Source organism: Pseudoxanthomonas mexicana (assembly GCF_010093385.1).
GTDB lineage: Bacteria > Pseudomonadota > Gammaproteobacteria > Xanthomonadales > Xanthomonadaceae > Pseudoxanthomonas_A > Pseudoxanthomonas_A mexicana.
On sequence record NZ_PDWV01000002.1, the window covers coordinates 117545 to 143050 of the forward strand.

Below are 25506 nucleotides of genomic sequence, written 5' to 3' on the forward strand. Positions count from 1 at the left end.
GGATCAGATTTCGGCGGCGAGTTCGTCGAGCAGCGCCTTGTGGGCGTTGGCGTCGATCTCGCGCTTGAGCAGCTTCTCGGCACCGCTGACGGCCAGCGCGGACACCTGCTTGCGCAGGTCCTCGCGGGCACGCGTGGCGGCGGCCTCGATCTCGGCCTGGGCCAGTTCCTTCTGGCGGTTGGCTTCGGCGATCGCCTCGTTCTTGGCCGCGTCGACGATCTGGTTGGCGCGCGCGTGGGCCTGGTCGATGATCTCGTTGGCCTTGACGCGGGCTTCCTTCAACGCTTCGTTGACCTTTTCCTGCGCCTGCGCCCGGTCCTTCTGGCTGCGATCGGCCGCGGCCAGGCCTTCGGCGATCTTCTGCTGGCGTTCTTCGATGGCAGCCAGCAGCGGCGGCCAGATTTTGGTCGCAATGATCCAGATCAGGCCGGCGAAGGCCAGCGCCTGGGCGAACAGAGTGAGATTGATATTCATCGTAAACCTGCCGGTGATGAAGGGCCTGCGCACATCGCGCCGGCCCAGCTACGCCTGGTGACTGACCGCGGGCCGGGGCCCGTGGTCAGGCGTGCACGCGACGGATCAGCCCGCCAGCTTGGCCAGCTGCTCGGTGAAGATCGTGATGAACGGGCTGGCGAAGGCGAACAGCAGGCCGACGGCGACCGAGATGATGAACGCGGCGTCGATCAGGCCGGCGGGGATGAACATGCGCACCTGCAGGACCGGGATCAGTTCCGGCTGGCGGGCAGCCGATTCCAGGAACTTGCCGGCCATGATGGCCAGACCCAAACCGGCGCCCAGCGCGGCCAGGCCGATCATGATGCCGATGGCGAGGGCGGTCGAAGCCTGGACCTGGGCGAGGTTGGTGAGGATGCTTTCCATGGTGATCTCCGGAACTAAGTGCTTGAAAGGTGGATGGTACGAAGGGAACGGTGAAGCGGAAACTCAGTGACTGTCTTCCGACAGGCTCAGGTAGACGATCGACAGCATCATGAAGATGAACGCCTGCAGCGGGATGACCAGCAGGTGGAACAGCATCCAGCCCAGGCCGAACGTCGCACCGCCGAGCATGCCGAGGATGCCGGCGCCGCCCAGCACCCAGATCAGCAGGAAGACGATCTCGCCGCCGAACATGTTGCCGAACAGTCGCATCGCCAGGGAGATGGGCTTGCTGACCCACTCGACGATGTTGAGGATCAGGTTGAACGGCATCATCCACTTGCCGAACGGCGCCGTCAGGAACTCGTGGGTGAAGCCGCCCAGGCCCTTGGAGCGCAGCGCGAAGACGATCATCAGGAAGAACACGCTGATCGACATGCCCAGGGTGGCGTTGACGTCGGCGGTGGGCACCGGCTTCCAGTAGTGCACGCCCATCAGTTCGAGCGGCTTGGCGATGAAGTCCGCCGGGATCATCTTCAGCAGGTTCATCATCAGGATCCAGAAGAAGATGGTGATCGCGATGGGCGTCACCAGCTTGCTGGTCCCGTGGTAGGTGTCGCGGGCCTGCTTGTCGACGAATTCCAGCATGATCTCGACGAAGGCCTGCCACTTGCCCGGCACGCCGGCCGTGGCCTTGCGGGTGGCCAGCCAGAACGCGAACACGATCAGCAGCCCCATCAGCACGGCCGTCACGAAGGTGTCGACATTGATCGTCCAGAAGGGACCCTCGCCGCCGACCTGGGCCGTGAGGTTCTTCAGGTGGTGCTGGATGTAGGTGGTGGGAGTAAGCGCCTCGCCCGCCATGTGTCGGAAACCTTTCGTCTAGATTGGGTTTATCGCTGCTTGCCAACCGCAACCAGCATCTGTGCCACCAGTCCGGCGACCACGCCTGCCAGGAGGGACAGCGGGGGCAGCTTGTACAGCCCCGCGCCGATCCCCAGCACGCCGATCACCACGACCCACTTCACCACCACCCGCCGACCAGCCGGAGGACCGCCGAGACGGCCCCCAACACGCCGCCGCCGAAGGCCAGCCAGGCCGCCAGCAGCGCACCGGCCACGATCGCCAGCCCCCCGACGGCCGCCGCCACTGCCTGGGGCACGCCCCGGAGCAGGAACAACAGCGCGACCAGCAGCACCGCTGCCGTCTGCCAGACGGCGGCGCGCAACACCAGCCGCCGGCCCGCAGCGACGGAATTCAGCACACGAAAGCCCTACGGAATTGGCGGGTACAAGGCAGTAAAGCGCCCCGCCGAGCCGCAAAAGTATAGCAGCGGGGCAATTTCAGGGACAACCGCCAAAGGTCGAAGTGCAGGCAGCCGCCCCCGGCCCGCCGGCAAGCCTTGTGCGGCCTGCATGTAACCGTTTCCCCTATTCAGAATTTTCTTCCCGGTTTTCCGGAACTTTGGAAAATCGGGCCTGTCAGTCCCTGTAGGCCTGCTGCTCAACTTCCTCGTCCGATGCTCCGTTGCAGGCCTCTCCGAAGCCCCGGCTGCCCCCGGGGCTTCGCCTTTTCTGCGCCCCCGGGCCGACGCCGGCGTGGTTCAGCCACTTCACCCGCTGTCGACCCGTCTGCCGCCACGGTAACGGCTCCCCCCTGTTTCGCATGGAGCCATGATGACCCCCGCCTTCCCCCGCCGCCGCGCCACCCTCTTCTGCTGCCTGTCGCTGGCGCTCGTCGCCTCCACCGCGCACGCCGCCGACACCGACGACCGCTTCACGCTGCGCCTGGGCGCCATGAATGTCGATGCGCAGGGCGAACTGCGCGGCAGCACGGTCTTCGAGGGCAACGACCTGGCGTTCTCCGAGGATTTCGACTTCGGCAGCAAGGAGTGGGTGCCGCGGGTGGACGGGGTGTTCCGCATGGGCGAGCGCCACCGGCTGATCTTCGATTACTTCCAGTACGACAAGTCGCAGCGCGCCACGCTGAGCGAAGACCTGTCCTACGACAACGTGACCATTCCCGCCGGCAGCTTCGCCAAGGGCGAGGTCGAGTTCCAGCTGGCCAGCCTGATGTACGACTTTGCGGTGGTGGAAACCGAGCGCTCGAGCATCGGCCTGCAACTCGGGGCCGAGTGGGCCAAGCTCAAGGGCAGCGTGTATGCCGAGGCCGGCGAGGACAGCTACCGGGACAGCCGTAGCGAGACCGGTTACGCGCCGGTGGTCGGCGTGCGCTTCACCACCCGCCCGTCGGACAAGTGGCTGCTGAACCTGCAGGGCCAGTACCTGGATGCGGGATGGGGCGATTTCGGCGACTACGACGGCAGCATCACCCGCGCCAACGCCCTGGTGGAATACCGCTTCACCGAGAAGTTCGGCGCGTTCGTGGGCTACGACTGGTTCAAACTGGACGTCGAACAGGCCGGCAGCGACGGCCTGCTGGGCCTGGACCAGCGCTTCAAGGGGCCGGTGGCGGGCGTGACGCTGGCGTTCTGAGCCTCCAATAGACAACAGCTATCGATTCGAACGGATCGTTTCATTGGACGGGGCGCACGCCCACCCCATAATGAGATCAATTCTCATCTGGAGGCCCCGTCGTGAACAAGACCCTGAGCTTCGCGATCCTGCACTTCTCGGTGGCCTTCACCCTGGGCTACCTGTTCACCGGCAGCCTGCTGGTGGGCGGCATGCTGGCGCTGGTCGAACCGGCGACCAATACCGTGGTGTTCCACTTCCACGAGAAGGTGTGGAAGCGGATCGAGGCCAGGCGTGCGGCGCGCGCGACCGCGTTGCCTGCCTGAGCCACGGCCGCGCAAGCAAAAGAAAGGCCACGCATCCGCGTGGCCTTTCGGTTTCCGCCCGTCTGACGGTCGGTTACTTCTTCTTCGGGATGTACAGGTCGGTGATGGTGCCCTCGTACACCTCGGCCGCCATCGCCACCGTTTCGCCGAGCGTCGGGTGCGGGTGGATGGTCGCGCCGATGTCGCCGGCCTCCGCGCCCATCTCGATGGCCAGCGCCAGTTCGCTGATCAGGTCACCGGCATGCACGCCCGCGATGCCTGCACCGATGATGCGGTGGGTGTGCTCGTCGAAGATGAGCTTGGTGAAGCCCTCGCCGCGCCCGATGCCGACGGCGCGCGCCGACGCCACCCACGGGAACTTGCCCACGCCGATCTTCGGACCCTTGGCCTTGGCTTCGGTCTCGGTCACGCCGACCCAGGCGATTTCCGGATCGGTGTAGGCGACGGACGGGATCACCCGCGCCACCCACTCCTTCTTCTCGCCGGCGGCCACTTCCGCCGCCAACTTGCCCTCGTGCGTGGCCTTGTGCGCCAGCATCGGCTGGCCCACCAGGTCGCCGATGGCGAAGATGTGCGGCACGTTGGTGCGCATCTGCGCATCGACCGGGATGAAGCCGCGGTCGGTGACCGTCACGCCGGCCTTGTCGGCATCCAGCTTGCCGCCGTTGGGCGAACGGCCCACCGCGACCAGCACGCGGTCGAACGTGCCCGATTCCAGCTCCGGCTTCTGGCCTTCGGTGGCGCTCTCGAAGTGCACGGTGATGCCCTTCTTCGACGCCTCGACCTTGGCGGCCTTGGTCTTCAGGTGGACGATGACGCCCTGCTTCTTCAGACGGTCGGCCAGCGGCTTCACCAGGTCCTTGTCGGCACCCGGCATCAGCTGGTCCATGAACTCGACAACGGTGACCTCCGCGCCCAGCGCGCGGTACACGGTGGCCATCTCCAGGCCGATGATGCCGCCGCCGACGACGAGCAGCTTCTTGGGCACCTCGGCCAGCTGCAGCGCGTCGGTGGAATCCATCACGCGCGGGTCGTCCCACGGGAAGTTCGGCAGCTTCACCGCCTGTGAACCGGCCGCGATGATGCACTGCTCGAAGCGCAGCAGCTGCGTACTGCCGTCGCTGCCGACGATCTCCAGCTCGTTCGGCGAGACGAACTTCGCCACGCCGGTGACCGTGCGCACCTTGCGCTGCTTGGCCATGCCGGCCAGGCCCTTGGTGAACTGGCCGACCACCTTGTCCTGCTTGAAGCCGCGCAGCTTGTCCAGGTCGATCTTCGGCTTGCCGAAGCTGATGCCGATGTCGTCGGAATGCGCCGCTTCATCGATCAGGGCCGCCGCGTGCAGCAGCGCCTTCGACGGGATGCAGCCCACGTTGAGGCAGACGCCGCCCAGCGTTTCGTAGCGTTCGATGAGGACGGTGTCCAGGCCAAGGTCGGCGGCGCGGAACGCCGCCGTGTAGCCGCCCGGACCGGAGCCGATCACGACGATGCGGCATTCGATATCGGCCGGCTTGCCGGTGCCCAGCGCGGGCTTCGGCGCCGACGTGGCGGGCGCAGCAGGCGCGGCGGGCGAGGGCGTGACCGGTGCGGGCTTGGCGGGCGCGACCGCAGCGCCCTCGCCTTCGATGATCGCCACCAGGCTGCCCTCGGCGAGTTCGTCGCCGAGCTTGACCTTGATCGCCTTGATCACGCCGGCGGCGGGCGACGGGACTTCCATCGTCGCCTTGTCCGATTCCAGCGTGACCAGGCCCTGGTCCTTCTTCACCGTGTCGCCGACCGCGACCAGGATCTCGATGACCGGCACGCCATCGTAGTCGCCGATGTCGGGGACCTTGGCTTCGATCAGGCCACCGCCGCCGACAGCAGCCGGCGCTGCGGCAACAGGCGCGGGTGGAGCGGCGGGCGTCGGCGCAGGCGCGGCGGGAGCAGCAGGCGCGGCCGGTGCCGGCGCGGACACTGCAGCACCTTCGGTTTCCAGCACGGCCACCACACTGCCTTCGGACAGCGTGTCGCCCAGCTTGACCTTGAGTTCCTTCACCACGCCTGCGGCCGAGGACGGCACTTCCAGCGTGGCCTTGTCCGATTCCAGCGTGACCAGGCCCTGGTCTTTCTTCACCGTGTCGCCGACGGCGACCAGGATTTCGATGACCGGCACATCGCTGTAATCGCCGATGTCGGGGACTTTGACTTCGATCGTGTTCGCCATACCACTCTCTTTCGTAGGGTGGGCGTGGGCCCACCGTGGTTTGTTCGGGTCGGTGGGCCGGGGCCCACCCTACGGACTTACAGCAGCACGCGGCGCATGTCGGCCAGCAGCTGGGCGAGATAGGCGGTGAAGCGCGCGGCGGCGGCGCCGTCGATCACGCGGTGGTCGTAGCTCAGCGACAGCGGCAGCATCAGGCGCGGCTGGAACTGCTTGCCGTCCCACACCGGCTGGATCGAGGACTTGGACACGCCGAGGATGGCGACTTCCGGTGCGTTGACGATGGGCGTGAACGCCACGCCGCCGATGCCGCCCAGCGAGGAGATCGAGAAACAGCCGCCGGACATCTCGGCCGGGCCGAGCTTGCCCTCGCGCGCCTTCCTGGCCAGCTCGCCGCTTTCCTGGGCGATCTCGTTGACGCCCTTCTTGTCGACGTCGCGGATCACCGGCACGACCAGACCGTTCGGCGTGTCGGCGGCGAAGCCGATGTGGAAGTACTTCTTCAGCGTGAGGTTCTCGCCGCTGGCGTCGAGCGAGGCGTTGAAGTCGGGGAACTTCTTCAGCGCGGACACGCTAGCCTTCATCAGGAAGGCGAGCATGGTCAGCTTGATGCCGGCCTTTTCGTTTTCCTTGTTCAGCGCCACGCGCAGCGCTTCCAGGTCGGTGATGTCGGCGTGGTCGTGCTGGGTGACGTGCGGGATCATCGCCCAGTTGCGCGCCAGGTTGGCGCCGGAGATCTTCTTGATGCGCGACAGCGCGACGACTTCGGTCTCGCCGAACTTGCTGAAGTCCACCTTCGGCCACGGCAGCAGGTTGAGCCCGCCCCCGGCGGCGACCGGCGCTCCCGCGGCGGCCGGTGCGGCCACGCCACCTGCCAGCGCGCCCTTGACGTACTTCTGCACGTCTTCCTTGCTGATGCGGCCACCGCGCTCGCTGCCGTTGACCTGGTTGAGGTCCACGCCGAGTTCGCGCGCGAACAGGCGCACGGCCGGGCTGGCGTAGGCGACCTTCTCCGGCAGCACGCGATCGGCGTTGAATTCGACCGGCGGCGTGCGCGGCGGCGAAGCTTCGGGATCGATGCCCGGCTTGTCGTCCAGCACGCGCGAGGCCGCGGGCGCGACGGCCGGTGCGGCGCGCTCCTGCGCGATCTCCCGCTGGGCGATCTTGTCGGGGGTCGGCGATACCGCGACCGGTTCGACCTTCGCGCCGGTTTCAGCCGTGGCGGTCGGTGCGGGTGCAGCGGCGGGCTTCGCCTCGGCGGCGCCTTCGCTGACTTCGATCAGCGCCACGACCGCGCCTTCGGCGATCTCGTCGCCCAGCTTGACCTTGATCTCCTTCACCACGCCGGCGAATGCCGACGGGACTTCCATCGTGGCCTTGTCCGATTCCAGCGTGACCAGGCCCTGGTCCTTCTTCACCGTGTCGCCCACGGCCACCAGGATCTCGATCACCGGCACGCCGTCGTAGTCGCCGATATCGGGGACTTTGGCTTCCTTGATGTCGGACATGGCGTTACTCCGGTGCGTGCGTGAAGAGGGAACCCCTATTGTGTCCGCAGCGGCGCCACGCGCCAACCATCCATTGCGGCCGATCGATGTCTCCACCGGGACATCGGGGCCCGCATCGCGCGCAGTGGTATCGCTTTGGTCGGGCCGCCACACGATTCCCATGCGGCAATACGCACCCGCACTGTTCATCCACGACGCCCTGCCGCGCGTATCTGGATGCGGCGTTCACAGGCCCGTGCCTAGGATCGCCCCCCCATCCGCAAGAGGAGATACCCATGCGCTGGCTCGTCCTGCTGTTGTCGCTCGCCATGCCCGTCGTGTCCTGGTTTTCCCAGCAGGGCGTATTCGGGCCGACCAATGGCGCCATCTCGGACCGCTACCCCACGCTCATCGTGGCCGCAGGCTATGCGTTTGCGATCTGGGGCCTGATTTTCCTGTGGGACATGGTGTTCGGTGCGTGGCAGGCGTTCTCGCGACGCGCGGCGACGGACCCACTTGCGGGGATCCGCACCTGGGCGGCGGCGGGGTTCGCGCTGACGGCGATGTGGATGCCGGTGTTCTCGCAGCAGCTGTTCTGGCTGGCGCTGCTCATCATCTGGTCGGCGTTGGCGTGCCTGCTCACCTGCGCGCTCAAGCTGTCGACCGCGCGTATCACCGCACCCGGCCTGACGGCCTGGGCATGGGCACCGCTGTCGCTGCACGCAGGCTGGCTATCGTTGGCCGCCTTCCTCAACACCGCGCAGGTGATCGTGGCATACCGCCTGCTGCCGACCGACGCCATGCTGCCGTGGACGCTGGTGCTGTTCGCCCTGGCGACCGCGCTGCTGCTGTGGGCCAACCACCGCATGCGCGGCAACCTGCCGTTCTTGGCGGCGGCGCTCTGGGCGCTGGCCGCGGTGTACGTGAAGCAGTCCGGTTGGCGCCTCCCCGGCAGCGATACTGCCGCGATCGTGGCGGTCGTGGTAGGGCTCGTGCTGGCGGTGCAGACCGTCTGGCTACGCCTGCGCCCGCAGCCCCGTCCCTGAGCCCTCCCGCCACGGCGCCAGCACGCTCCAGGCCTCCCGCAGCGCCTCCAGCCCCATTGCGGCGTGCGCCGGGCTGGTGGAAGGCAGCGCGATACGCTGCACGGGCTGGCGGAGCTCGGGCAGTTGCGGCTCGACGTAGCGGCGGAACAGCGACGCCGCCGTGGCGCCATTCAACGCGATCACGCGCAGCTGGCCCAACGAGACGATCAAGGGCACGAGCGCATTGGCCCGCTCACTGCCGCGCACGATCGCGCTATCCAGGCTGCCGGCGCGCCGGCATTCGCCGATCACGTCCCACAGGCCGATTCCGGCCCGCTGCAGCGCGACCAGCCGTTCCCCATACGTCGCCTCTTCCGGAACGTCGGCCAGCGCGGCCATCAGCGGCCCGAAGCGGTTGCGCGGATGCGCGTAATAGCGGGCGGCCTGCAACGAGGCCGCACCCGGCATCGACCCCAGTATCAGTACCCGGCAATCGGACGCGACCACCGGCGGGAGACCGGTCAGCACTTCTTCCATGCGTCAGCCGCCCGAGGCCTGCCACGGCTTCACCACCAGCACGGCACCCGCCACCACCAGCAGAAGTCCGACGATGCGGAGCGCATCGACGGGCTGGCGCGTGTGCAGCACGCCGTAATGGTCCAGAACGACCGAGCCCACGAGTTGCCCGGCCACCACCAGGCAGATCAACGAGGCCGCGCCCAGGCGAGGCACCAGCAGGGTGGCCGAGGCGACGAACACCGCGCCGATCACACCCCCCATCCAGGCCCACCACGGCACTTTCGCCAGCGCCGCAGGCACGAACACAGGTCGCGTCAGCAGCCACCACGCCAGCAGCACGCCCGTCCCGACCATGAAGGACGCCAGCGAGGCGAACACGGGACCGAAGGTCTGTTTGCCGAGCGATGCGTTGATCAACGCCTGCAGCGGCAGCAACATGCCGATGAAGAGGGCCAGGGCCACGCCGGTCGCGTTCATGTCGTGTCTCGTGCGGAGGGAGGGCGACACGATACGACAACGCGCAGGCGGGCAACCCTCAGGCAGGGGCCATCGCCCCCTCCCGACGTGACACGGCACGGCGCAGCAAGGCCATCGACACCAGCAGCATCGCCATAGGCGCCAGTAGCAGGTAGAACGCGCGTGATCCGTCGAAATGCGCGAACAGCTGACCGGTCACGTACGAACCGGTCGTGCCACCGAGCGCCGAGAACACCACGATCAGTCCCGTCATCGCGGCATGCCGTGCCTTCGGCAGCGCGCTCAGCACCACCGAATTGATCGCCGGATAGATGGGCGCCATCAGCAGGCCGATCAGCGGGAACACATAGGCGGCCGCGGGCGCATTCCACCAGGTCATGCCCTCGCGCGCCTGCACATTCGCCGCCAGGGGCAGCGCCAGCCGCACCAGCACCGCCATCGCCACCACGCAGGCCGACAGCAACCAGAACCACGGAACGCGCCGCAGCAGCACGCCACCGCCCAGCCGCCCCAGTGCCAGCGAACCGGCGAAGATGCCGGCCGCCTGCACACTGAGCGTGGTGGGCAGGTGCAGGATCTCGCGGTTGAAGGTCGGCAGCCATGTATTGATCGCCTGCTCCATCAGCACGTAGAGGAAGGCGGACACCAGGAACACCGCCACCAGCGGCAGCGCCAGCAGGCGGAACATGTCGGCGAAGGACTCGCCCGCCGCATGGCCATCCTGCGCGGCGCGCTCATCCAGCTCGCAGGTCGCCAGCAGTCCGACCACCGCCACGCACAGCGCCGCCAGCACCCAGTAGACGTCCAGCCAGACCGGATCGCCCGGCGCGTCGGCATTGATGAAGGCGGCGAACAGCCATGCGCTGCCCAGGATGCCGACCATGAACCAGCCCTCGACCGTGCTGGTCAGCGCGGCGTGCGCCTTCGCATCGTCCGTCAACAGGCCGATGCTGGAGTACACCGACACCTTCACCAGCGCGAACGACACGCCGACCGTGGTGAACAGCAGCTTGGTGGCCCAGAACGCTTGCAGCAACGGCATCGCGGCGCAGGCGATGGCGACCAGCGACAGGCCGAGCATCATCGCGCGGCGATAGCCCAGCCGCGGCAGGAACGAGGCCACCAGGAACGACGTGATCGCGATCGGCAGGTCCTTGAACGCTTCCAGCAGGCTCGCATCGGCCTTGCCGATGCCGAAGCCCTGGATGGACTGCAGGATCACCGTGCCCACGGAGTTCAACAGCATGGCGAAGATCATGTAGGTCAGGATCATCGCCAGGATCATGCGGGTGCGCGTCATGGGCGGTACCGGTCGGTGGATGCGCGACGCCGGCGCGGCCCTGCCGCGCGACGCCCAGTGCGAAGAGGATATCCGTCGCCGCGCCGGGGAGAGACGGCGCGACGACGGAAGACGGCCCGCGCGAGCGCAGGCCGCGGTACGTCACCAGCGGTAGGCGACGGATGCCTGGTACGACGTGCCTTCCAGCGGACGGCCCATGAACACGCCGCCACTGGTCGCATTGCCGAGCACGCGGGCATTGCCCTCGGTCAGCGCGATCTCGTCGGTGACGTTGCGGCCCGAGAAGGTGACCTCCCAGTGGTCGCCCACGTGCGCGCTGGCACCGACATCCCACGTGTCGTACTTCGGCAGCACCTGGCCGGTGGCGGGATCCGAGTAGCGATCACCCACGTGGGTGTAGGTGGTGAACACCTTCAGGTCGCCCCACGGCAGCGACCAGTAATAGCTGGGCGTCAAGCGTGCGCGGAACTTCGGCTGGCGCACCACCTGGTTGCCGTCGTAGGTCGCGAAGTCGCCGTACTTGGCCCGCAGCCAGGTCGCGTTCCAGGCCAGCTCGAAACCGCCCATCGGCCGCCACGCCCCCTCGAACTCCAGGCCGCGCGCCTTCGAATCACCGATGATCACGACGTTGTTGCCGTTGTTGTCGAACGCCTGGTACCGCAGGCCGGTGAAGTCGTTGTAGAACGCGGTGAGGTACATCTCGTACGTCTCGCCGCCGGCCTTCAGGCCCAGCTCGTACTGGTCGATCTCGGTCTTGTTGTCGGCGCCGTCGCGCAGGTTGTCGAACTGCGGGAAGGTGAAGCCCGAGTTGACGCGTCCGAACAGGCTGACGCTGTCGTTGAGCGTGTAGTTCAGGCCGGCCGTCCACGACACGTCGCTGTCGTTCTGGTCGATGCTGCGCGGCGTGGTGGAGACCGACGTGGTGTTGTCGTACAACGTATTCGGATCGCCGTCCAGGTCGACCGTGACCGGATCCCACACGGTGCCGTTGACCTCCTGCCGCTCGTAGCGCAGGCCGGCATCCAGGCGGATGCGCTCGTTGACGGTCCATTCGTCGGCGATGAAGAAGGCCGTGTTCTGGCCGTCGTAGTCGCCGCGGATGTTGTAGAACGCCGTGCCGACGAAGCCATCGCGCGTCGCCACGCGACCGTCGGACAGCGCCAGGTTCACCCGGCGCGCGTTGTCCTGCGCGGTGAGCAGCATGTTGTTGCCCAGCCACCAGCGATCCTTGGACGAATAGTCGGCGTAGTACATGCCGAAGGTCAGGGAGTTGCTGTCGGTCAGGTCGACACTGAACCGCAGGTCATTGGTGAACGAGCTGATCTCCTTGTCCACCACCCAGAAGCCTGCCGTCAGTACCTGCTGGTTCGGGTCGACGGCGCCGCCACCGTTGACGAAGGTGCCGGTACCCGTGACGCCCGCGCCATACGTGTCGGTGATGTACGACGACAGCGTCTGCGGGTTGGCGCCGGTGAACAGCGCATAGGTCGGCGCGTCGCCTTTCAGGTAGTTGAACTTGTCGCTGATGGTCCAGTTGCCCACATACCAATCCAGCGAACCGCCGAACACGTCGATGTCCACGCCGCGGCCATCAGCCAGGTCGCGCGTCATCGTCTGATCGCCGGCACCTGTGGGCAACGTCACGCGGCGGAAGTCGTCGCCGACCAGCGTCCCCGTGGTGGCGTCCAGGCCCGGGAAGCTGGAGATGTCCCTGCCGTTGTTGCGCGAGACCAGCGGCACGGCGGTATAGAACGTGTTCTTGTCGTCGGTGTGGCGCGCGTAGACGTTGAATTCGCCCTCGGCCCAGCGCTTGGTCAGCGTCGCGCTGAGCTGGCCGCCCTTCTCCACCGGGAAGCCGGTCTGGCGCACGCCATCCGTCTCGCGGTAGAAGCCACCCACGCTGTAGTACCAGCCGGTGTCGGTGCCCAGCGGGCCACCGCTGTAGAAGTCGACACGGCGCAGACTGTCGGTACCGAGCGTCATGCGCACCAGCCCTTCGGGCGTGTCCTCGCCCTTCTTCTGGATGAAGTTGACGGTGACACCGGGCTGGCCGTTGGAGTAGATCGGGCTGGGGCCGCCGCGCAGGCCTTCGACCCGCGCAATGGTGTCGTCGATGCGGAACAGCGTGGTGTTCTCGAGGAACGACAGCGTCGGCGGCGGGAAGATCGGCGAGCCGTCCAGCTGCAGGGGGAAGAACGGCGCGTCGCCCTCGGAGGGCATGCCGCGCACGAAGACGTTGGCGCCGGTACCGCCGCCGCTGGCCTCGGCCCAGACGCCGGGGACGATCTTCAGCAGGTCGGCCGTGCTGGTCGGCGCAGTTTCCTGGATCTGCTCCGGCGTGGCCGTGCTGATGGAAAAGCTGGCGTCGCGTTTGCGCAGCCCTTTGAATTTGGCGGTGCCGCTGACCACGACGGCATCGAGTGTGGTCGCGTCCTGTTCGGCCGGCGCAGCGGCCGCGGCTTCCTGTGCGCTCGCCAGCGCTGGCGACAGCGCCAGCGCGATGGCGGCCGACAGGGCATAGCGCATCGGGTGCTTGGTGTGTTGCATGGTCTCTCCCTCCACTTGCGTTGTTGTCGTGTTGTTGGCTGGCTGCCCGTCGCGGCTTCTGCGGCCACGTGCGGTCAATTCGAAACGAACGTCCTCAGGTCGAAATCGGCGATGCGGGGAATCACGGCATCGGCATGGCGCAGGGCGCGCGCATCGCCGATGCCGATGGCGGCCATGCCCGCCGCATGAATGGCCTCGATGCCAGCCGCGGCGTCTTCCACGCCGATGCAGCGGTGCGCCGGAACGCCGAGCGCGGCCGCGACATCCAGGAAGATGGCCGGGTCGGGCTTGGCGCGGACGATGCGGCCGGCGTCGGCGATGTAGTCGAAGCAGTCGGCGATGCCGAGCTTCTGCAGCAGCGCCGGCGCGTTGCGGCTGGCGGACGCCAGGCCCAGCTTCAGGCCGGCCGCACGCGCCGCATCGAGCACGTCGCGCACGCCATCGAACAGGTCCTGCGGCCCCACGCTTGCGATCTCCTGCACGTAGTAGCCGTTCTTGGTGTCCGCCAGCGCGCGCTTCTCGTCCGCGGAATAGGAGCGTGATGCACGCTCCAGGATGATCTCCAGCGACGCCATGCGGTCCACGCCCTTCAACCGCTCGTTGACCTGCAGGTCGAACGGCACGCCGATCTCGTCGGCCAGCCGCTTCCAGGCCCGGTAGTGCGTATGCGCGGTGTCGGTCAGTACGCCGTCCAGGTCGAAGATCAGGGCATGACAGGCGCGCGGGAACACCGCTTTCGGTGGCGACGGCACGGCGAGCGGCAGGATGACCTCCCGCCCCGGCCTCAACACCACCTCACTCCCGGCATGCGCAAAGGCGAGCAGCTCGCCCTCGTCCAGTCTGTAGCGCACGCCCCGCGCATCCACGTCCACCCGCAGCGCGCAACCGCGCCAACGCAGGTTGAACCCGTAGCCCTTCCAGGCGTTGGGCAGGGTGGGTGCGAACCGCAGGCGGCCACCGGCGACGCGCAGCCCGCCGAAACCCTGCACCAGCCCCAGCCAGCTGCCGGCCATCGCGGCCATGTGCACGCCATGGTCGGTGTTGCCGTGCAGGTCGTCCAGGTCCACGCGCAGGCTGGCGTCGAAGTAGTGCCACGCCTTCTCGTCCTGACCCACCTCGCTGGCCAGGATGCCGTACACCGGTGCGGACAGCGTGGAATCGTGGGTGGTGACCGCCTCGTAGTAGTCGAAATCGCGGCGCTTGGTGCCCAGGTCGATGCCGTCCCCGGCCAGCACCATCGCCATCACCACGTCGGCCTGCTTGCAGACCTGGTGGCGGTACAGGGTGAGCGGATGGTAGTCGAGCAGCAGCGGGCGGTGCGGCCCTTCGCGTCGGGGGAACGGCCAGCGCGGCTTGGCGAGGAAATCGTCGTCCTGCGGATGGATGCCCAGCGCCTCGCCCACCGGCAGGTACATGGCATCGGCGGCGCGCTCCCACAGCGCGACCTCCTCGTCATCCAGCCCGATGCGTGCCGCCAGCGCGTGCAGGGCGTCGGGGCGATCGGCCGACAACCGCCGCCATGCATCCACCGCACGCTGCAGGTGCCGCTGCGCCATGCGATTGGTGTACCAGTTGTTGTTGACCAGCGTGGTGTATTCGTCGGGCCCGGTCACTTCGTGGATGCAGAACGCGCCGTCGAGCCGCGGATTGAAGTGGCCCGCCTGCGGCCAGATGCGCGCGGTTTCGAAAAGAATCTCGGCGCCAGCCTCGCTGAGGAAGTCGAGATCATCGCTGGCGTCGAGATAAAGCCCGATCCCGTAGGCGATGGCGGCGTTGATGTGGTAAGCCGCCGAGCCGCTGGGATAGTGCGCGGGGCATTCGCGGCCGGCGATGGTGCGCCAGGGGTACAACGCGCCACGCGGGTGGTTCATCGCGCGCGCGGTCTCGCGTGCGCCGTCCAGCGTGCGGTAGCGGTACATCAGCATCGCGCGCGCCACGTCCGGTGCGGTGAACGCCATGACCGGCAATACGAAGGCTTCGGTATCCCAGAAGCAGTGGCCCTCGTAACCTTCGCCGGTGATGCCTTTGGCCGCCGTGCCATTGATGCCGTCGCGACCCGCCGACTGCAGCAGGTGGAACAGGTTGAAGCGCAGCGCCAGTTCCGCCGCCGGATCGCCGTCCACCGACAGGCCGGCGCGTTGCCAGAACGCATGCATCGCGTCGGCATGCGCGTCGGCGATGCCGTCGAATCCGTCACGCAGCGCCCGCGCCAGCACGGCGTCCACGCCATCCGCCGCCTGGCCGTTGCCATCGTCGTAGGCGACGTACTTCTCGATCACGACCGACGCGCCGGGGGTCAGCGTCGCACCGAAGCGTTGCTCCACCCGGCCCTCGCCCGCATGCGCAGCCGTGGGCACCACGCCCGGCGAAAGGCGGTGCCGCTGGGCGCAGATCAGGGCGACGCCGCTGTGATGGGTTCGCTGGGTCAGCCGCGCGCCTTCGGCATCCGCCTGCTCTTCGGCCACCTGCAGTTCCTTGCCGCCATGTACGCCGATGCGCGGGTCGTCGCCCTGCTCCATCGCCTGGCGCCCGGTCTCGATCGACGAGCACAACGTCAGCGGCCCCGTGTAGTCGATGGAGGCGACTTCGAAACGGATCGCCAGCAACGCCCGCTCGGCGAGCGGCACCACGCGGCGCGCACGGATTTCCAGGGTCTGCCCCTGCGCGGTCTTCAGGCGCAGGCGACGCACGAGTGCGCCGGCAGCGAGATCGAGTGTGCGCTCGAAGTCCAGCCATTCGGCCTCGTGCAGGCGCAGCGGCGCATCGCCGAGTCGCAGCCGGATGTGCTTGCCCTCGGCCACCGGCACGCGCGTATCGGTGCTACGGGTGAAGCCGGGAAAGCGCTCGTGATAGTGGATCGGGTTCTGTTCGAACACGCTGGACAGGAAGGTGCCGTCACTTGCGCTGTCGGCTTCTTCCAACGCACCGCGCACGCCCAGGGTGCCGTTGGCGAGGGCGAACAGGGTTTCGTCGCGCGCCGCACGCGCGGGGTCGAACGCCCGCTGGGTCAGCCGCCAGGGATCGGCCAGGCCTGCGCCCGATGCCGCATCCTCGACCGATGTGTCCGTCCGCCTCTGTTCCACCGACATCCTCTCGTCCACCCGTTGCCTGCCGTGGCGACACCACGGCGGGGGCACGCTAGAAGTCGTTGTTATCGATGTCAAGTTATCGATGTCAGCGCCATTGCCGTGCGCCTCCAACGCGCGGCTGACCAGGTTCCTGGGCCAAGAAAAGCCCTTTCAAATCAATTCGTTTAGTTCTTTCTACGCGCGGGGCGATGCACCCGGATGTCCACCGGGTGGACGCTGCAATGCAGCAGCGCGATGCGCTCAGGTCGTGCGAACGACCAGATGGGTCGGCAGGGTCTCCGAGACCGCATCCTCGCCCTCGATCAGGGCACGCACCTTGCGGGCCAGCAGGACGCCGGCATCGATGAAGTTCTGGTGCACCGAGGTCAAGGGCGGCACGTAGGTCGCGCCGAGGGGGGAGTCGTCGTAGCCGATCACCGAGACATCCTCGGGCACCCGTCGGCCGCGCTCGATCAGCGCACGGATCGCGCCGATGGCCAGCAGGTCGCTGGCGGCGAACAATGCATCGACCTGCGGGTGCGCCTGCAGCAGGGCATGCACCGCATCCGCCCCCGCACCGACGGTGAAACTGGAAACGGTCGGCGCGATCGGCGTGATGCCTTGCCGCGCGAGCGCGGTACTGAAGCCCTCCAGGCGCTCGGCGAATTCGCCGTGCGCGGGATCGCCGAGGAAAGCCGGACGGCTCCGGCCCAGCGCGATGAAACGCTCGGCGGCCAGCGCGCCGCCGCGCCGGTTGTCGCTGCCCACCACGATCTGCGATTCATGCCGGCTCACCGCACCCCACACCACCATCGGCCGCCCCCAACGCTGCACTTCGTGCATGGCATCCTCGTGCGCGCCCTGGCCGAGCAGGATCACGCCGTCGGCGGCCCGCACGTTCGGCAACGCACCGCCCTGCAGCGAGGTCAGCAGCACGCTGTAGCCGGTGGAGGTGAGCTCCTGGGTGATGCCACCCAGCAGGTCCAACGGGTATGGCCCGGACATCTGCCGCTCGACGGTGGGCTTCATTTCCACCACTACCGCCACGGTCATGCTGCGGCGGAGCTTGAGGTTGCGCGCACTCACGTTGAAGGCGTAGCCGTACTGCTGCGCCACATCGCGCACGCGGGCGCGGGTTTCCGCGTTTACCAGCGGACTGTCGCGCAGCGCACGGGAGACGGTGATCGCCGATACGCCGGCCACCTTGGCCAGGTCCGCCATCGTCAGGTGGTCGCCCGGCGTGGGCAGGTCGGTCCGGACACGCCCGGTGCGCGACTTTCGTTTTGCGGGGGGCATGCGGGTCACTTCCGTGCGCGGCTGGCTTCGTATTGTGCAATATGCGCGTCCACCGGCGTGGAGGCGATCACGCCGCCGACCACCTCGGGCAGCAGGTCGTCCAGCGCCTTGAAGCGCAGGCAGCTCTTGCCCATGTCCAGCACCTTGCCGGCGTCCGCGTACGCGTTGCGCAGCGCCACGTCCTGGGTGGAGTTGGCGTAGCACGCCATCAGGTACAGCGCGTAGTACTGCTTCTGCGCTGCGAGCGCGACGTACGCCAGGGGCTGCCTGTTGTAGGTGTCCGGATAGCGCGACAGCGGGACTTCCCAGCTGATCATGCCCCAGCTCATCGCCTCGACGTAGCCTGGGGGAAGATGCCGGTTGACCAGGTCGCGTACCGCCGACACCACGGCCCGGCGTTGCTCTGGCAGTTCCGTCAGGTAGTCGTCGACCGTCTTCGCCTTGCTGCTCGCCATGCTGGCCACTCCGTTTGTACGAACAGTAGCGCAGCTGCGGGCCCCGCGTCATGCCGTGCATCGCCGCCTCGGTGCGCTGCGATATCGCATGGATCACTGAACGGACATGCCGCGTGCGCTAAGCGACATGCACGCACCGTGAAATGCAGTCGCAGTAGCAGGATATTTCCGCCGTGTTTGCGAACGGTTCACGTCGCGCAGCAGGAGATGTTCATGCAGCGCTGGTTACGGTGCGCTCGCCCTGACGGCGACGACGCATCACGCATCGCACCGCACGGAAGGGACATAAGAAAACAGAACAGGAGATTCCTGCATGAAATCCATTCGTACCCTCACGATTGCCCTTGCTTCCCTCATTGCCATGCCTGCCCTGGCGCAGGATGCAACCACCGACACGACATCCGATGCCGCCGGCAAGCGCTTCGCCGTGGTCGGCGGCGCCGCCGTCCTCAAGCCCGATCGCGATCCCGCACCCGGCCTCAAGATCGACGGCGACGTCGCGCCGGTGATCAGCGCCAGCTGGTATGCGACCCCGAACATCGCCGTCGAGCTGTGGGGCGCCGCCGACAAGTTCAACCACCGTGTGCGCGCCGATGGCGCGGGCAAGATCGGTACCGTGGACCAGCAGCCCATCGCGCTGAGCGGCCAGTACCACTTCGGCACCGCTGACCAGGTGATGCGCCCGTTCGTGGGCCTGGGCTACTACGAGTCCAACTTCAGCAACGAGACCATCGGCGCCAACGGCGCGCATGTCGGCCTGGAGACCGCCAAGGGCGCCATCGCCACCGCGGGTGTGGACTTCAACATCAACCAGACCTGGTTTGCGCGTGCGGATGCCCGCTACATGAAGGGCGACGCCGGCGTGCGCGTGGCCGGCCAGGGCACCGGCGAAGAACTGACGATCGACCCGTGGGTCGTGGGTGTGGGTATCGGCGCCCGCTTCTGATCCATCGCCCCATCGCGTCGATACGGCGGGGGGCCCCCGGGCCCGCCGCCTTTTCCTGGGGGCGGATGGATCCCCGCATGCCGTGCCCGCGCAGGCGTTGCAGGCGCGCGACCCGCCATTTCACGCCCCAGGCATAGACCAGGTAGTAGCCGAGCAGCAGGCCCGCCACCGCCAGCAGGCTGCCGTGCCCGCTCAGCAGCGCATGGGTCGCCGGCACGCCACCGCTCTGCCAGTACTGCGCCATCTGCACGAACCCCAGTACGATGCGGCCGGCCACGATGGCGACCAGCAACAGGGCCAGCCAGGCATTGGGCTGGTAGAAGACACCTTGCGGCGCGACCTCCCAGCGCGTGAGCCACACGCCCAGCAGGCCCAGCAGGCTTCCTGCAGCCAATCCCAGCCCCGCGCCGGCCAGGCTGTCCGGCCACCAGAACAGGCCGAACGCACTGACCGCCATGAAGATCGCCACCGACACCAGCAGGCTCCATGCGTTGAACGCGAGCAGCCAGCTGCGGGCCATGCGGCGCGCCCGCCCGTAGCGATAGCGCTGCCACAACGAGAGCGGGAGAAGCAGCACCCACAAGGCGAGCAGCAGGAATACGAACAGCAGGACGAGGACGATGGGCATGCGCGCATCATGCCGCATCGCGCGTCAAGGATGTTCGGCCTCCACGTGGACCTTTTCGCGCCGCAACAGATAGAGTCCGCTGGCCACGATGATGCCCGCGCCGATCCAGGTCACGCCATCCGGCAGCACCGACCACAAGGCCACGTCCAGCAGCACGCCCCATACCAGCGCGGTGTATTCCAGTGGCGCGATCAGCGAGGCCTCGCCACGACGGAAGGCCTCGGTCAGCGCCACCTGCGCCAGCGAACCGGAGATGCCGACGCCGGCGATGATCCAGCCGTGCGCGGGCTGCAGCGGCTTCCATGCAGGCAACGCCAGCAGCCACGCGCCCAGCGACAGCAGCACGACGAACCAGAACACCATCGCCTGCGTACTGTCGCGCTGCGCCAGCATGCGCACGGTGACCGCACCCAGCGCATAGCAGATCGCCGCGATGGGGATCGCCAGCCCGCCGCCGGTCAGCATGCCTTCGCCGGTCGGGCGCAGGATCACCAACACACCGACCAGACCGATGACGATCGCGATCCAGCGCCCCGCCCCCACCCGCTCCTTGAGCAATGGGCCCGCCATCGCCGTGACCCGCAGCGGCGCGACGAAGGTAATAGCGTAGGCCGTCGACAAGGGCATCGTGCGCAAGCCGTACACGAACCCGGCCATCATCGCGATGCCCAGCGCGCCGCGCAGCAGGTGCAACGGCCAATGCACGCGCAGCAGCGAGTGGGCCGGCACCGTGGCCAGCACCCACAGCGTCACCAGCGGCAGCGAGGACAACCCGCGCAATGCCGCGACCTGCAGCGGCGGGTACTGCGATGAAAGCAGCTTCAATCCCGCGTCCATCAACGCGAACAGCAGCACGGCGGCCAGCATGAGCAGGACGGCGGACGTGAGCGAGGAACGGGGCGTGGCCATGCGCCATTATCGCCTCCGCTGGACACGTTCCCTCACGCCTGCGCTACCCTGCGCGCAACCACCCGCGCAGGCAGGCCGATGACAGGGATCGCTCCACGCACCAGCGCGTCGCCCCGCTCCCGCATGGCCCTGCACCTGGCCTGGGCCGCGCTGTGGCTGCTGCTCGGCATCGCCAGCCTCGAGTTCCTGCTGGCCGCCTACGGCAAGTACTGGCACCTGGATTCGGCTGCCTACGGCATGTTCATGATGCGGCGCGGCTGGCTGTGGATGCATCTGGCCGGCGGGCTCACCACCGTGCTGCTGGGGCCCGTGCAGTTCTTCACCCAATGGCGCCACCGCTATCCGCGCCCGCACCGCCTGGTGGGCCGCCTTTATCTGTCCGGCCTGCTGGTGGCCGCCACCGGCGCCGTCGGACTGATCGCCAGCTCGCCCGCACCGTTCGCCATCCGCCTGGCGTTCTCCGCGACCGCCCTTGCCTGGTTGACCTCGGCGCTGACCGGCCTGGTGGCGATCAGGCGCGGGGCCGTGGAGCGGCATCGTCGCTGGATGGTCCGCCATTACGCCGTGACGCTGGCGCCGATCCTCTTCCGCCTGTCGTTGCCGCTCGCCATCGCGGGCGGGCTCGCGCCCTCGCCTGCGCTGATCGCCACCCTGTTGTGGTGCAGTTGGGTGGTGCCCCTGCTCGCATGCGAGACCGTCCGCCGGCTGGCCGGGCTGTGGCGCGCCACGCGCGTGCCGCCACCCGGAGCGGTGCCGCTTCCCGGCGCACGGTAGAATTCCGCGTCCGGTACCAGGAATTCCCCCATGCCCTCCTTCGACGTCGTTTCCGAAGTCAACGTCCACGAACTGACCAACGCCGTGGACCAGGCCAACCGCGAACTCTCCACCCGCTTCGACTTCAAGGGCGTGGAAGCGAAATTCGTGCTGGAAGACAAGCTGATCACCCAGTCCGCGCCCAGCGATTTCCAGCTCAAGCAGATGACCGACATCCTGCGCGCGCGCCTGATCGCCCGCCAGATCGACGCCCGCTGCCTGGAGTTCGGCGACGTGGAAACCAACCTGGCCGGCGCCCGCCAGAAAATCACGGTCAAGCAGGGCATCGAGCAGAAGCTGGCGAAGAAGATCGTCGCCACCATCAAGGACGCCAAGCTGAAGGGGGAAGCCCAGATCAACGGCGACAAGCTGCGCGTGACCGGCAAGAAGCGCGACGACCTGCAGGACGTCATCGCGCTGCTGAAGAAGACGGAATTCGAGCTGCCGCTGCAGTTCGACAACTTCCGTGACTGATTCGCCCGCCGCCACCGACGGCGTGCACGATCCCATCGGCGCCACCCGTCGCTGGGTGGAACGTGCCGTCATCGGGCTGAACCTGTGCCCGTTCGCCAAGGCGGTGTACGTGAAGCAGCAGGTGCGCTTCGTGTTGAGCGATGCCAGCACGCCGGAAGCCCTGCTGGAGGAACTGGCCGAGGAACTGGTGCTGCTGCGCGACACCGACCCCGAGCAGGTCGACACCACGCTGATCGTGCACCCGGACGTGCTGACCGACTTCCTCGACTACAACGACTTTCTCGACAACGCCGACGCCGCCGTCGAGGCGCTGGACCTGCAGGGCGTGATCCAGGTTGCCAGCTTCCACCCCGACTACCAGTTCGCCGGCACGATGCCCGACGACATCAGCAACTACACCAACCGCTCGCCCTACCCCACCCTGCATCTACTGCGCGAAGCCAGCATCGACCGCGCGGTGGAGGCCTTCCCCGATGCCGATGTCATCGTCGAGCGCAACGTGAAGACGCTGGATGCACTGGGGCATGCGGGGTGGGCGAAGCTGTTTGCGGACTGATGACGCTTTGTGCTTTCTGTAGGAGCGACGTCAGTCGCGACCGGACGCCATCAGCGCTCAGGATCGGTCTGCAAGGCACTCGTTCCCAAGCCACACGGCATCCCAGTACGGATACTTTCCAATCTCATCGACCAGTCCTGCGCGCAGAGGATTTGCGATCACATAGCGCGCCGCGACCCTGAGGTCGTCGCTGGACCGCAGCGCACGATCATGGAAGCCTGGAGCCCAGACACCGTCATGCTGCCGCCCGACCCGGAAAGATCGGGAGGTATTGGCTTTCAACCGCTGGACACAAACAGGAAGGGTCTCCGTCGCTCCCAGTTCGATCAGTCCATGCCAATGGTCCGGCATCAGCACCCAGGCCATCAGGCGCGAGCGATACCACAGTCGCTTGTCCGTGATCGCACGCGCCATGTCGTGAGCGATGACCGGATCCGAGAACAACGGTCGTCGATCACGGGTGACGAAGGTCACCAGGTAGACGTGCCCGGCAATCGACCTGCGCCCACGACGGAGACCTGCATGACCCTGCGCAGGACGATGGTGTGCGGATTGATCCATGCCTGCGAGCATGGTTTCCTACATCGCCGGCGCGACATCGGGAGATGGCGGGAAAACGGGTCGGATTTTGCCGTGCGGTCGCGACTGACGTCGCTCCTACATCCGCTCACCGGCAAACCGCCGCTCCAGCAGCCGACGCGCATCGTCCAGCGACGGCAGGATGGTGTGGCCGAGCGAACGCACGGCATCGTCCGGCTCCAGCAGGTCGGGAATCTGGATGGGATGCATGCCGGCGGCCAGCGCGGCACGCACGCCGGTAGGCGAATCTTCCAGTACCAGGCACTGCGCCGGGGCGACGCCCAGCGACGCTGCGGCAAGCAGGTAGATGTCCGGCGCGGGCTTGGGATGCTCGACGTCGCTGCTGGTGCATATCGCATCGAACCGGGGGAGCAGGCCCGCGGCCTCCAGCTTCTGCAGGGCCAGCGGGCGGCGCGTCGATGTCGCCACCGCGCGTGGAATCCCGCGCGCCGGCAGGAAATCCAGCATCTCGATGATGCCGGGACGATGCGGCACGCCTGCCGCGGCGACCGCGTCGTACAGCGCATGCGAACGCTGCAGCACCTGCGCGCGTTCCAGCTCGCCCACCGCCTCGTCCAGCAGGTGGCGGCAGACGGCTTCGCTGTGGCCCACCATCGACAGCCACAGCATCTCGGGCAGGTCGTGCCCTCGTTCGCGTGCGGCCTCCGCCAGGCACGCGATGATGGCGCGTTCGCTGTCCAGCATCAGCCCGTCCATGTCGAAGACCACCGCCATGGGCGGGAACGGCAATGCCGCCCGACTCATGCCTCGGCTCCGAACAGCTGGCGGAGATCCCCCTGATCGAGAAGGCGCCCCTGCCCCGGCGCAAGGTCGCCCAGCGTCAGCCCGCCGATGCGGCTGCGATGCAACGCCTGGACATGGTTGCCGACCGCGGCGAACATGCGCCGCACCTGATGGTAGCGACCCTCGGTGAGCGTCAGCTGCGCATGGCGCGCATCGATGACGTGCAGGTGTGCCGGCGCGAGCGGCGTCTGCTCCGACTCCAGCATCAGCGTGCCGCTGGCGAAGATCGTGGCCTCGTCGCCGCGCAGGTCCTGCGCTAACGTCGCGTCGTAGACCTTGGGCAGGTTGGCCTTGGGCGAGATGATCCGGTGCAGCAGGCCACCGTCGTCGGTGAGCAGCAGCAGGCCACTGGTCTCGCGATCCAGCCGGCCCACGGTGGACAGCACCGGCGAACGCTCACGAAATCGCGACGGGAACAGGTCGTAGACAATGCGGCCGGTATCCTTGGTCGAGCAGGTGTAGCCCACCGGTTTGTGCAGCAGGATCGCTACGCCCGGCGCGGGATCCAGCGGCTCGCCATCCACGCGGATGTTGTCGTGGTCGACCGGGTCGTCGGCATACAGCACCTCACCCGCGGCGTCGGTGATCCGCCCCTCGCGGAACATCCACTGCACGTCCTTGCGGCTGCCATAGCCGAGGTTGGCGATGTGCTTGACGATCTTCATGGATTCAACGCCTCGCCTTCACCGCGGCGATGACCTTGAAGCCATCGCGCTCGCCCGCCACGCGCACCTCTCCGAAGCGCTCATTCAAAGTCTGCTCGTACGGCAGATGGCGGTTGGCGACCAGCCACAGGCGGCCGCCCGGCTTCAACGCTTCCGCCGCTGCCGCGATGAAGCGCTGGCCGATGTCGGGGCGATCCGCGCGGCTCTGCGTATGGAAGGGCGGATTGCTGACGATGAAGTCGTAGCGCTGCGGCAATCCGGCGGTGACGTCGTGCCAGTGGAAATCGAGCGTTGCGCTCGCGCCCGCTTCCGTGAGGTTCGCCCTGGCCAGCGACAACGCGCGTGCCTCGGCCTCGTACAGATCAAGCGCGGTGATGCCGGGATTGCGCGCCAGCAGGGACAGCGACAGGAATCCCCATCCCGCGCCCAGGTCGGCGCCGTGCCCGGTGATGTCCGTCGGCAGGCACTCGACCAGCAGCGCGGACGCCGGATCGATCCGGTTCCAGGCGAAGACCCCCGGACGGCTGAGGTAGCGGCCGTTCTCGATCCGGCGCGGCGCATCCAGCGCCGACCATTGCGCGAGCCGCGCGTCGTCGACGCCGTCCGCGCGCTTGCGCGCCCAGAAGGTGCGGCAATGGAACTTGGTCAGCGTGCCCGCCAGGCCCGCGAGTTGCTTCAGGTCGGCTTCGCCCGACTTGGCGCCCTCGTTGTTGGTCATCGCAGCGACGACGACGCCGTCGGGCGCCGCCAGTTGCACGGCGCGCGCGAGCAGTGCGCGCGCCTCTTCGCGCTGGCGCGGCGGCAACAACAGCACCAGGGCATGGCGCGTCTCTTCGGCTGCCGCATCAGCGACGACGCGCAGGCCGGCGCGTTCCAGCAGCTCGGCGTCGGGACGGAAACTCTGTTCGCATACCAGCTGCGACAGCGGGAACGGGCGCAACGCGGCGCCATCGCGCGCGCGCAGGAACAGCACCGGCCCGGACGGCCAGGCGAGCACGCCCTGGGCGAAGGGAAGCATCAGGGCATCGAGAGCGGAATCGGAGAAGGGAGAGGCCACGATGCGGCGCGCAGGCAGGGAA

At 67.6% G+C, this 25506-nt stretch carries 26 protein-coding genes; 7 read left to right on the top strand and 19 right to left on the bottom strand.

Annotated elements, in window-relative coordinates; all coding sequences use genetic code 11:
* Window positions 1–3: 3 nt before the first annotated feature.
* From CSC76_RS01465 to CSC76_RS19370, 5 genes are all read right to left on the bottom strand, one after another.
* Window positions 4–474 (bottom strand): F0F1 ATP synthase subunit B, encoded by a 471-nt coding sequence (locus CSC76_RS01465; protein ID WP_162108282.1) that lies wholly within the window; start codon window positions 472–474, stop codon window positions 4–6.
* Window positions 475–579: 105 nt separating this feature from the next.
* Window positions 580–879 (bottom strand): F0F1 ATP synthase subunit C, encoded by a 300-nt coding sequence (gene atpE / locus CSC76_RS01470; RefSeq protein WP_162108283.1) that lies wholly within the window; start codon window positions 877–879, stop codon window positions 580–582.
* A gap of 63 nt (window positions 880–942) precedes the next feature.
* Window positions 943–1740: a F0F1 ATP synthase subunit A gene (gene atpB / locus CSC76_RS01475; RefSeq protein ID WP_162108284.1), complete on the bottom strand. Its 798-nt coding sequence runs from the start codon at window positions 1738–1740 to the stop codon at window positions 943–945.
* 29 nt (window positions 1741–1769) lie between these two features.
* A complete protein-coding gene (locus CSC76_RS19365) occupies window positions 1770–1904 on the bottom strand; it encodes a hypothetical protein (protein WP_274382078.1) in 135 nt (44 codons plus the stop codon).
* Window positions 1901–2140: a hypothetical protein gene (locus CSC76_RS19370; RefSeq protein ID WP_238394835.1), complete on the bottom strand. Its 240-nt coding sequence runs from the start codon at window positions 2138–2140 to the stop codon at window positions 1901–1903. The genes CSC76_RS19365 and CSC76_RS19370 overlap by 4 nt, the downstream gene beginning before the upstream one ends.
* Window positions 2141–2552: 412 nt before the next feature.
* Here CSC76_RS19370 and CSC76_RS01485 point away from each other — a divergent pair, with 412 nt between their 5' ends.
* Together CSC76_RS01485 and CSC76_RS01490 are read left to right on the top strand one after the other, a co-directional pair.
* A complete protein-coding gene (locus CSC76_RS01485; RefSeq protein WP_202923457.1) occupies window positions 2553–3371 on the top strand; it encodes a hypothetical protein in 819 nt (272 codons plus the stop codon).
* Between the two features lie 101 nt (window positions 3372–3472).
* Window positions 3473–3676, top strand: coding sequence for a DUF2061 domain-containing protein (locus tag CSC76_RS01490; RefSeq protein ID WP_162108285.1), 204 nt, complete (start codon window positions 3473–3475; stop codon window positions 3674–3676).
* A gap of 73 nt (window positions 3677–3749) precedes the next feature.
* Here CSC76_RS01490 and lpdA read toward each other — a convergent pair whose 3' ends face one another.
* The gene (gene lpdA, locus CSC76_RS01495; protein WP_162108286.1) at window positions 3750–5882 is read right to left on the bottom strand and encodes a dihydrolipoyl dehydrogenase; all 2133 of its coding nucleotides are present in this window, start codon (window positions 5880–5882) and stop codon (window positions 3750–3752) included.
* Between the two features lie 77 nt (window positions 5883–5959).
* On the bottom strand, window positions 5960–7387 hold the full coding sequence (locus CSC76_RS01500) for a dihydrolipoyllysine-residue acetyltransferase (protein WP_162108287.1): 1428 nt from the start codon (window positions 7385–7387) through the stop codon (window positions 5960–5962).
* Window positions 7388–7662: 275 nt separating this feature from the next.
* Between CSC76_RS01500 and CSC76_RS01505 the strand changes: the two genes are divergently transcribed.
* Entirely contained in the window at window positions 7663–8412 is a 750-nt protein-coding gene (locus tag CSC76_RS01505) for a hypothetical protein (protein ID WP_162108288.1), read from the top strand.
* Here the strand turns inward: CSC76_RS01505 and CSC76_RS01510 are convergent.
* From CSC76_RS01510 to CSC76_RS01540, 7 genes are all read right to left on the bottom strand, one after another.
* Window positions 8383–8928 (bottom strand): DNA-deoxyinosine glycosylase, encoded by a 546-nt coding sequence (locus CSC76_RS01510; protein WP_162108289.1) that lies wholly within the window; start codon window positions 8926–8928, stop codon window positions 8383–8385. The genes CSC76_RS01505 and CSC76_RS01510 overlap by 30 nt on opposite strands.
* A gap of 3 nt (window positions 8929–8931) precedes the next feature.
* Window positions 8932–9387, bottom strand: a complete 456-nt coding sequence (locus CSC76_RS01515; protein ID WP_162108290.1) for a DMT family transporter — start codon at window positions 9385–9387, stop codon at window positions 8932–8934.
* A 58-nt stretch (window positions 9388–9445) separates the two neighbouring features.
* A complete protein-coding gene (locus CSC76_RS01520; RefSeq protein WP_238394836.1) occupies window positions 9446–10687 on the bottom strand; it encodes an MFS transporter in 1242 nt (413 codons plus the stop codon).
* A 141-nt stretch (window positions 10688–10828) separates the two neighbouring features.
* On the bottom strand, window positions 10829–13234 hold the full coding sequence (locus CSC76_RS01525; RefSeq protein ID WP_162108291.1) for a TonB-dependent receptor: 2406 nt from the start codon (window positions 13232–13234) through the stop codon (window positions 10829–10831).
* A gap of 74 nt (window positions 13235–13308) precedes the next feature.
* Window positions 13309–16323 carry a beta-phosphoglucomutase gene (pgmB, locus tag CSC76_RS01530; protein ID WP_162108292.1) on the bottom strand — a complete coding sequence of 1005 codons (3015 nt, stop codon included), beginning with the start codon at window positions 16321–16323 and terminating at the stop codon, window positions 13309–13311.
* A 240-nt stretch (window positions 16324–16563) separates the two neighbouring features.
* Window positions 16564–17598 carry a LacI family DNA-binding transcriptional regulator gene (locus CSC76_RS01535; RefSeq protein WP_338014919.1) on the bottom strand — a complete coding sequence of 345 codons (1035 nt, stop codon included), beginning with the start codon at window positions 17596–17598 and terminating at the stop codon, window positions 16564–16566.
* 5 nt (window positions 17599–17603) lie between these two features.
* Window positions 17604–18053 carry a DUF1801 domain-containing protein gene (locus CSC76_RS01540; RefSeq protein ID WP_162108293.1) on the bottom strand — a complete coding sequence of 150 codons (450 nt, stop codon included), beginning with the start codon at window positions 18051–18053 and terminating at the stop codon, window positions 17604–17606.
* Window positions 18054–18366: 313 nt separating this feature from the next.
* Here CSC76_RS01540 and CSC76_RS01545 point away from each other — a divergent pair, with 313 nt between their 5' ends.
* Window positions 18367–18999 (top strand): OmpW/AlkL family protein, encoded by a 633-nt coding sequence (locus tag CSC76_RS01545; RefSeq protein WP_162108294.1) that lies wholly within the window; start codon window positions 18367–18369, stop codon window positions 18997–18999.
* Window positions 19000–19651: 652 nt separating this feature from the next.
* On the opposite strand, the gene CSC76_RS01550 is transcribed toward CSC76_RS01545, so the two are convergent.
* Entirely contained in the window at window positions 19652–20536 is an 885-nt protein-coding gene (locus tag CSC76_RS01550) for a DMT family transporter (RefSeq protein WP_162108295.1), read from the bottom strand.
* A gap of 123 nt (window positions 20537–20659) precedes the next feature.
* On the opposite strand from CSC76_RS01550, the gene CSC76_RS01555 reads away from it, so the two are divergent.
* The 3 genes from CSC76_RS01555 to CSC76_RS01565 are packed head-to-tail and all read left to right on the top strand — an operon-like array spanning window position 20660 to window position 22379.
* Window positions 20660–21310, top strand: a complete 651-nt coding sequence (locus CSC76_RS01555; RefSeq protein WP_238394837.1) for a DUF2306 domain-containing protein — start codon at window positions 20660–20662, stop codon at window positions 21308–21310.
* A 30-nt stretch (window positions 21311–21340) separates the two neighbouring features.
* On the top strand, window positions 21341–21823 hold the full coding sequence (locus CSC76_RS01560) for a YajQ family cyclic di-GMP-binding protein (RefSeq protein ID WP_162108296.1): 483 nt from the start codon (window positions 21341–21343) through the stop codon (window positions 21821–21823).
* Complete coding sequence (locus CSC76_RS01565; RefSeq protein WP_162108297.1) at window positions 21816–22379, top strand: DUF1415 domain-containing protein; 564 nt, start codon at window positions 21816–21818, stop codon at window positions 22377–22379. Before CSC76_RS01560 ends, CSC76_RS01565 begins: the two co-directional genes overlap by 8 nt.
* Before the next feature lie 57 nt (window positions 22380–22436).
* Here the strand turns inward: CSC76_RS01565 and CSC76_RS01570 are convergent, their stop codons facing one another.
* The 4 genes from CSC76_RS01570 to CSC76_RS01585 all read right to left on the bottom strand — a co-directional run bounded on the left by CSC76_RS01570 (window position 22437) and on the right by CSC76_RS01585 (window position 25484).
* A complete protein-coding gene (locus tag CSC76_RS01570; protein WP_162108298.1) occupies window positions 22437–22952 on the bottom strand; it encodes an REP-associated tyrosine transposase in 516 nt (171 codons plus the stop codon).
* 84 nt (window positions 22953–23036) lie between these two features.
* Window positions 23037–23723 (bottom strand): HAD family hydrolase, encoded by a 687-nt coding sequence (locus CSC76_RS01575; RefSeq protein ID WP_162108299.1) that lies wholly within the window; start codon window positions 23721–23723, stop codon window positions 23037–23039.
* Entirely contained in the window at window positions 23720–24427 is a 708-nt protein-coding gene (locus CSC76_RS01580; protein WP_162108300.1) for a pseudouridine synthase, read from the bottom strand. The genes CSC76_RS01575 and CSC76_RS01580 overlap by 4 nt, the downstream gene beginning before the upstream one ends.
* Window positions 24428–24431: 4 nt before the next feature.
* Entirely contained in the window at window positions 24432–25484 is a 1053-nt protein-coding gene (locus CSC76_RS01585; RefSeq protein ID WP_162108348.1) for a class I SAM-dependent methyltransferase, read from the bottom strand.
* Window positions 25485–25506: the final 22 nt, after the last annotated feature.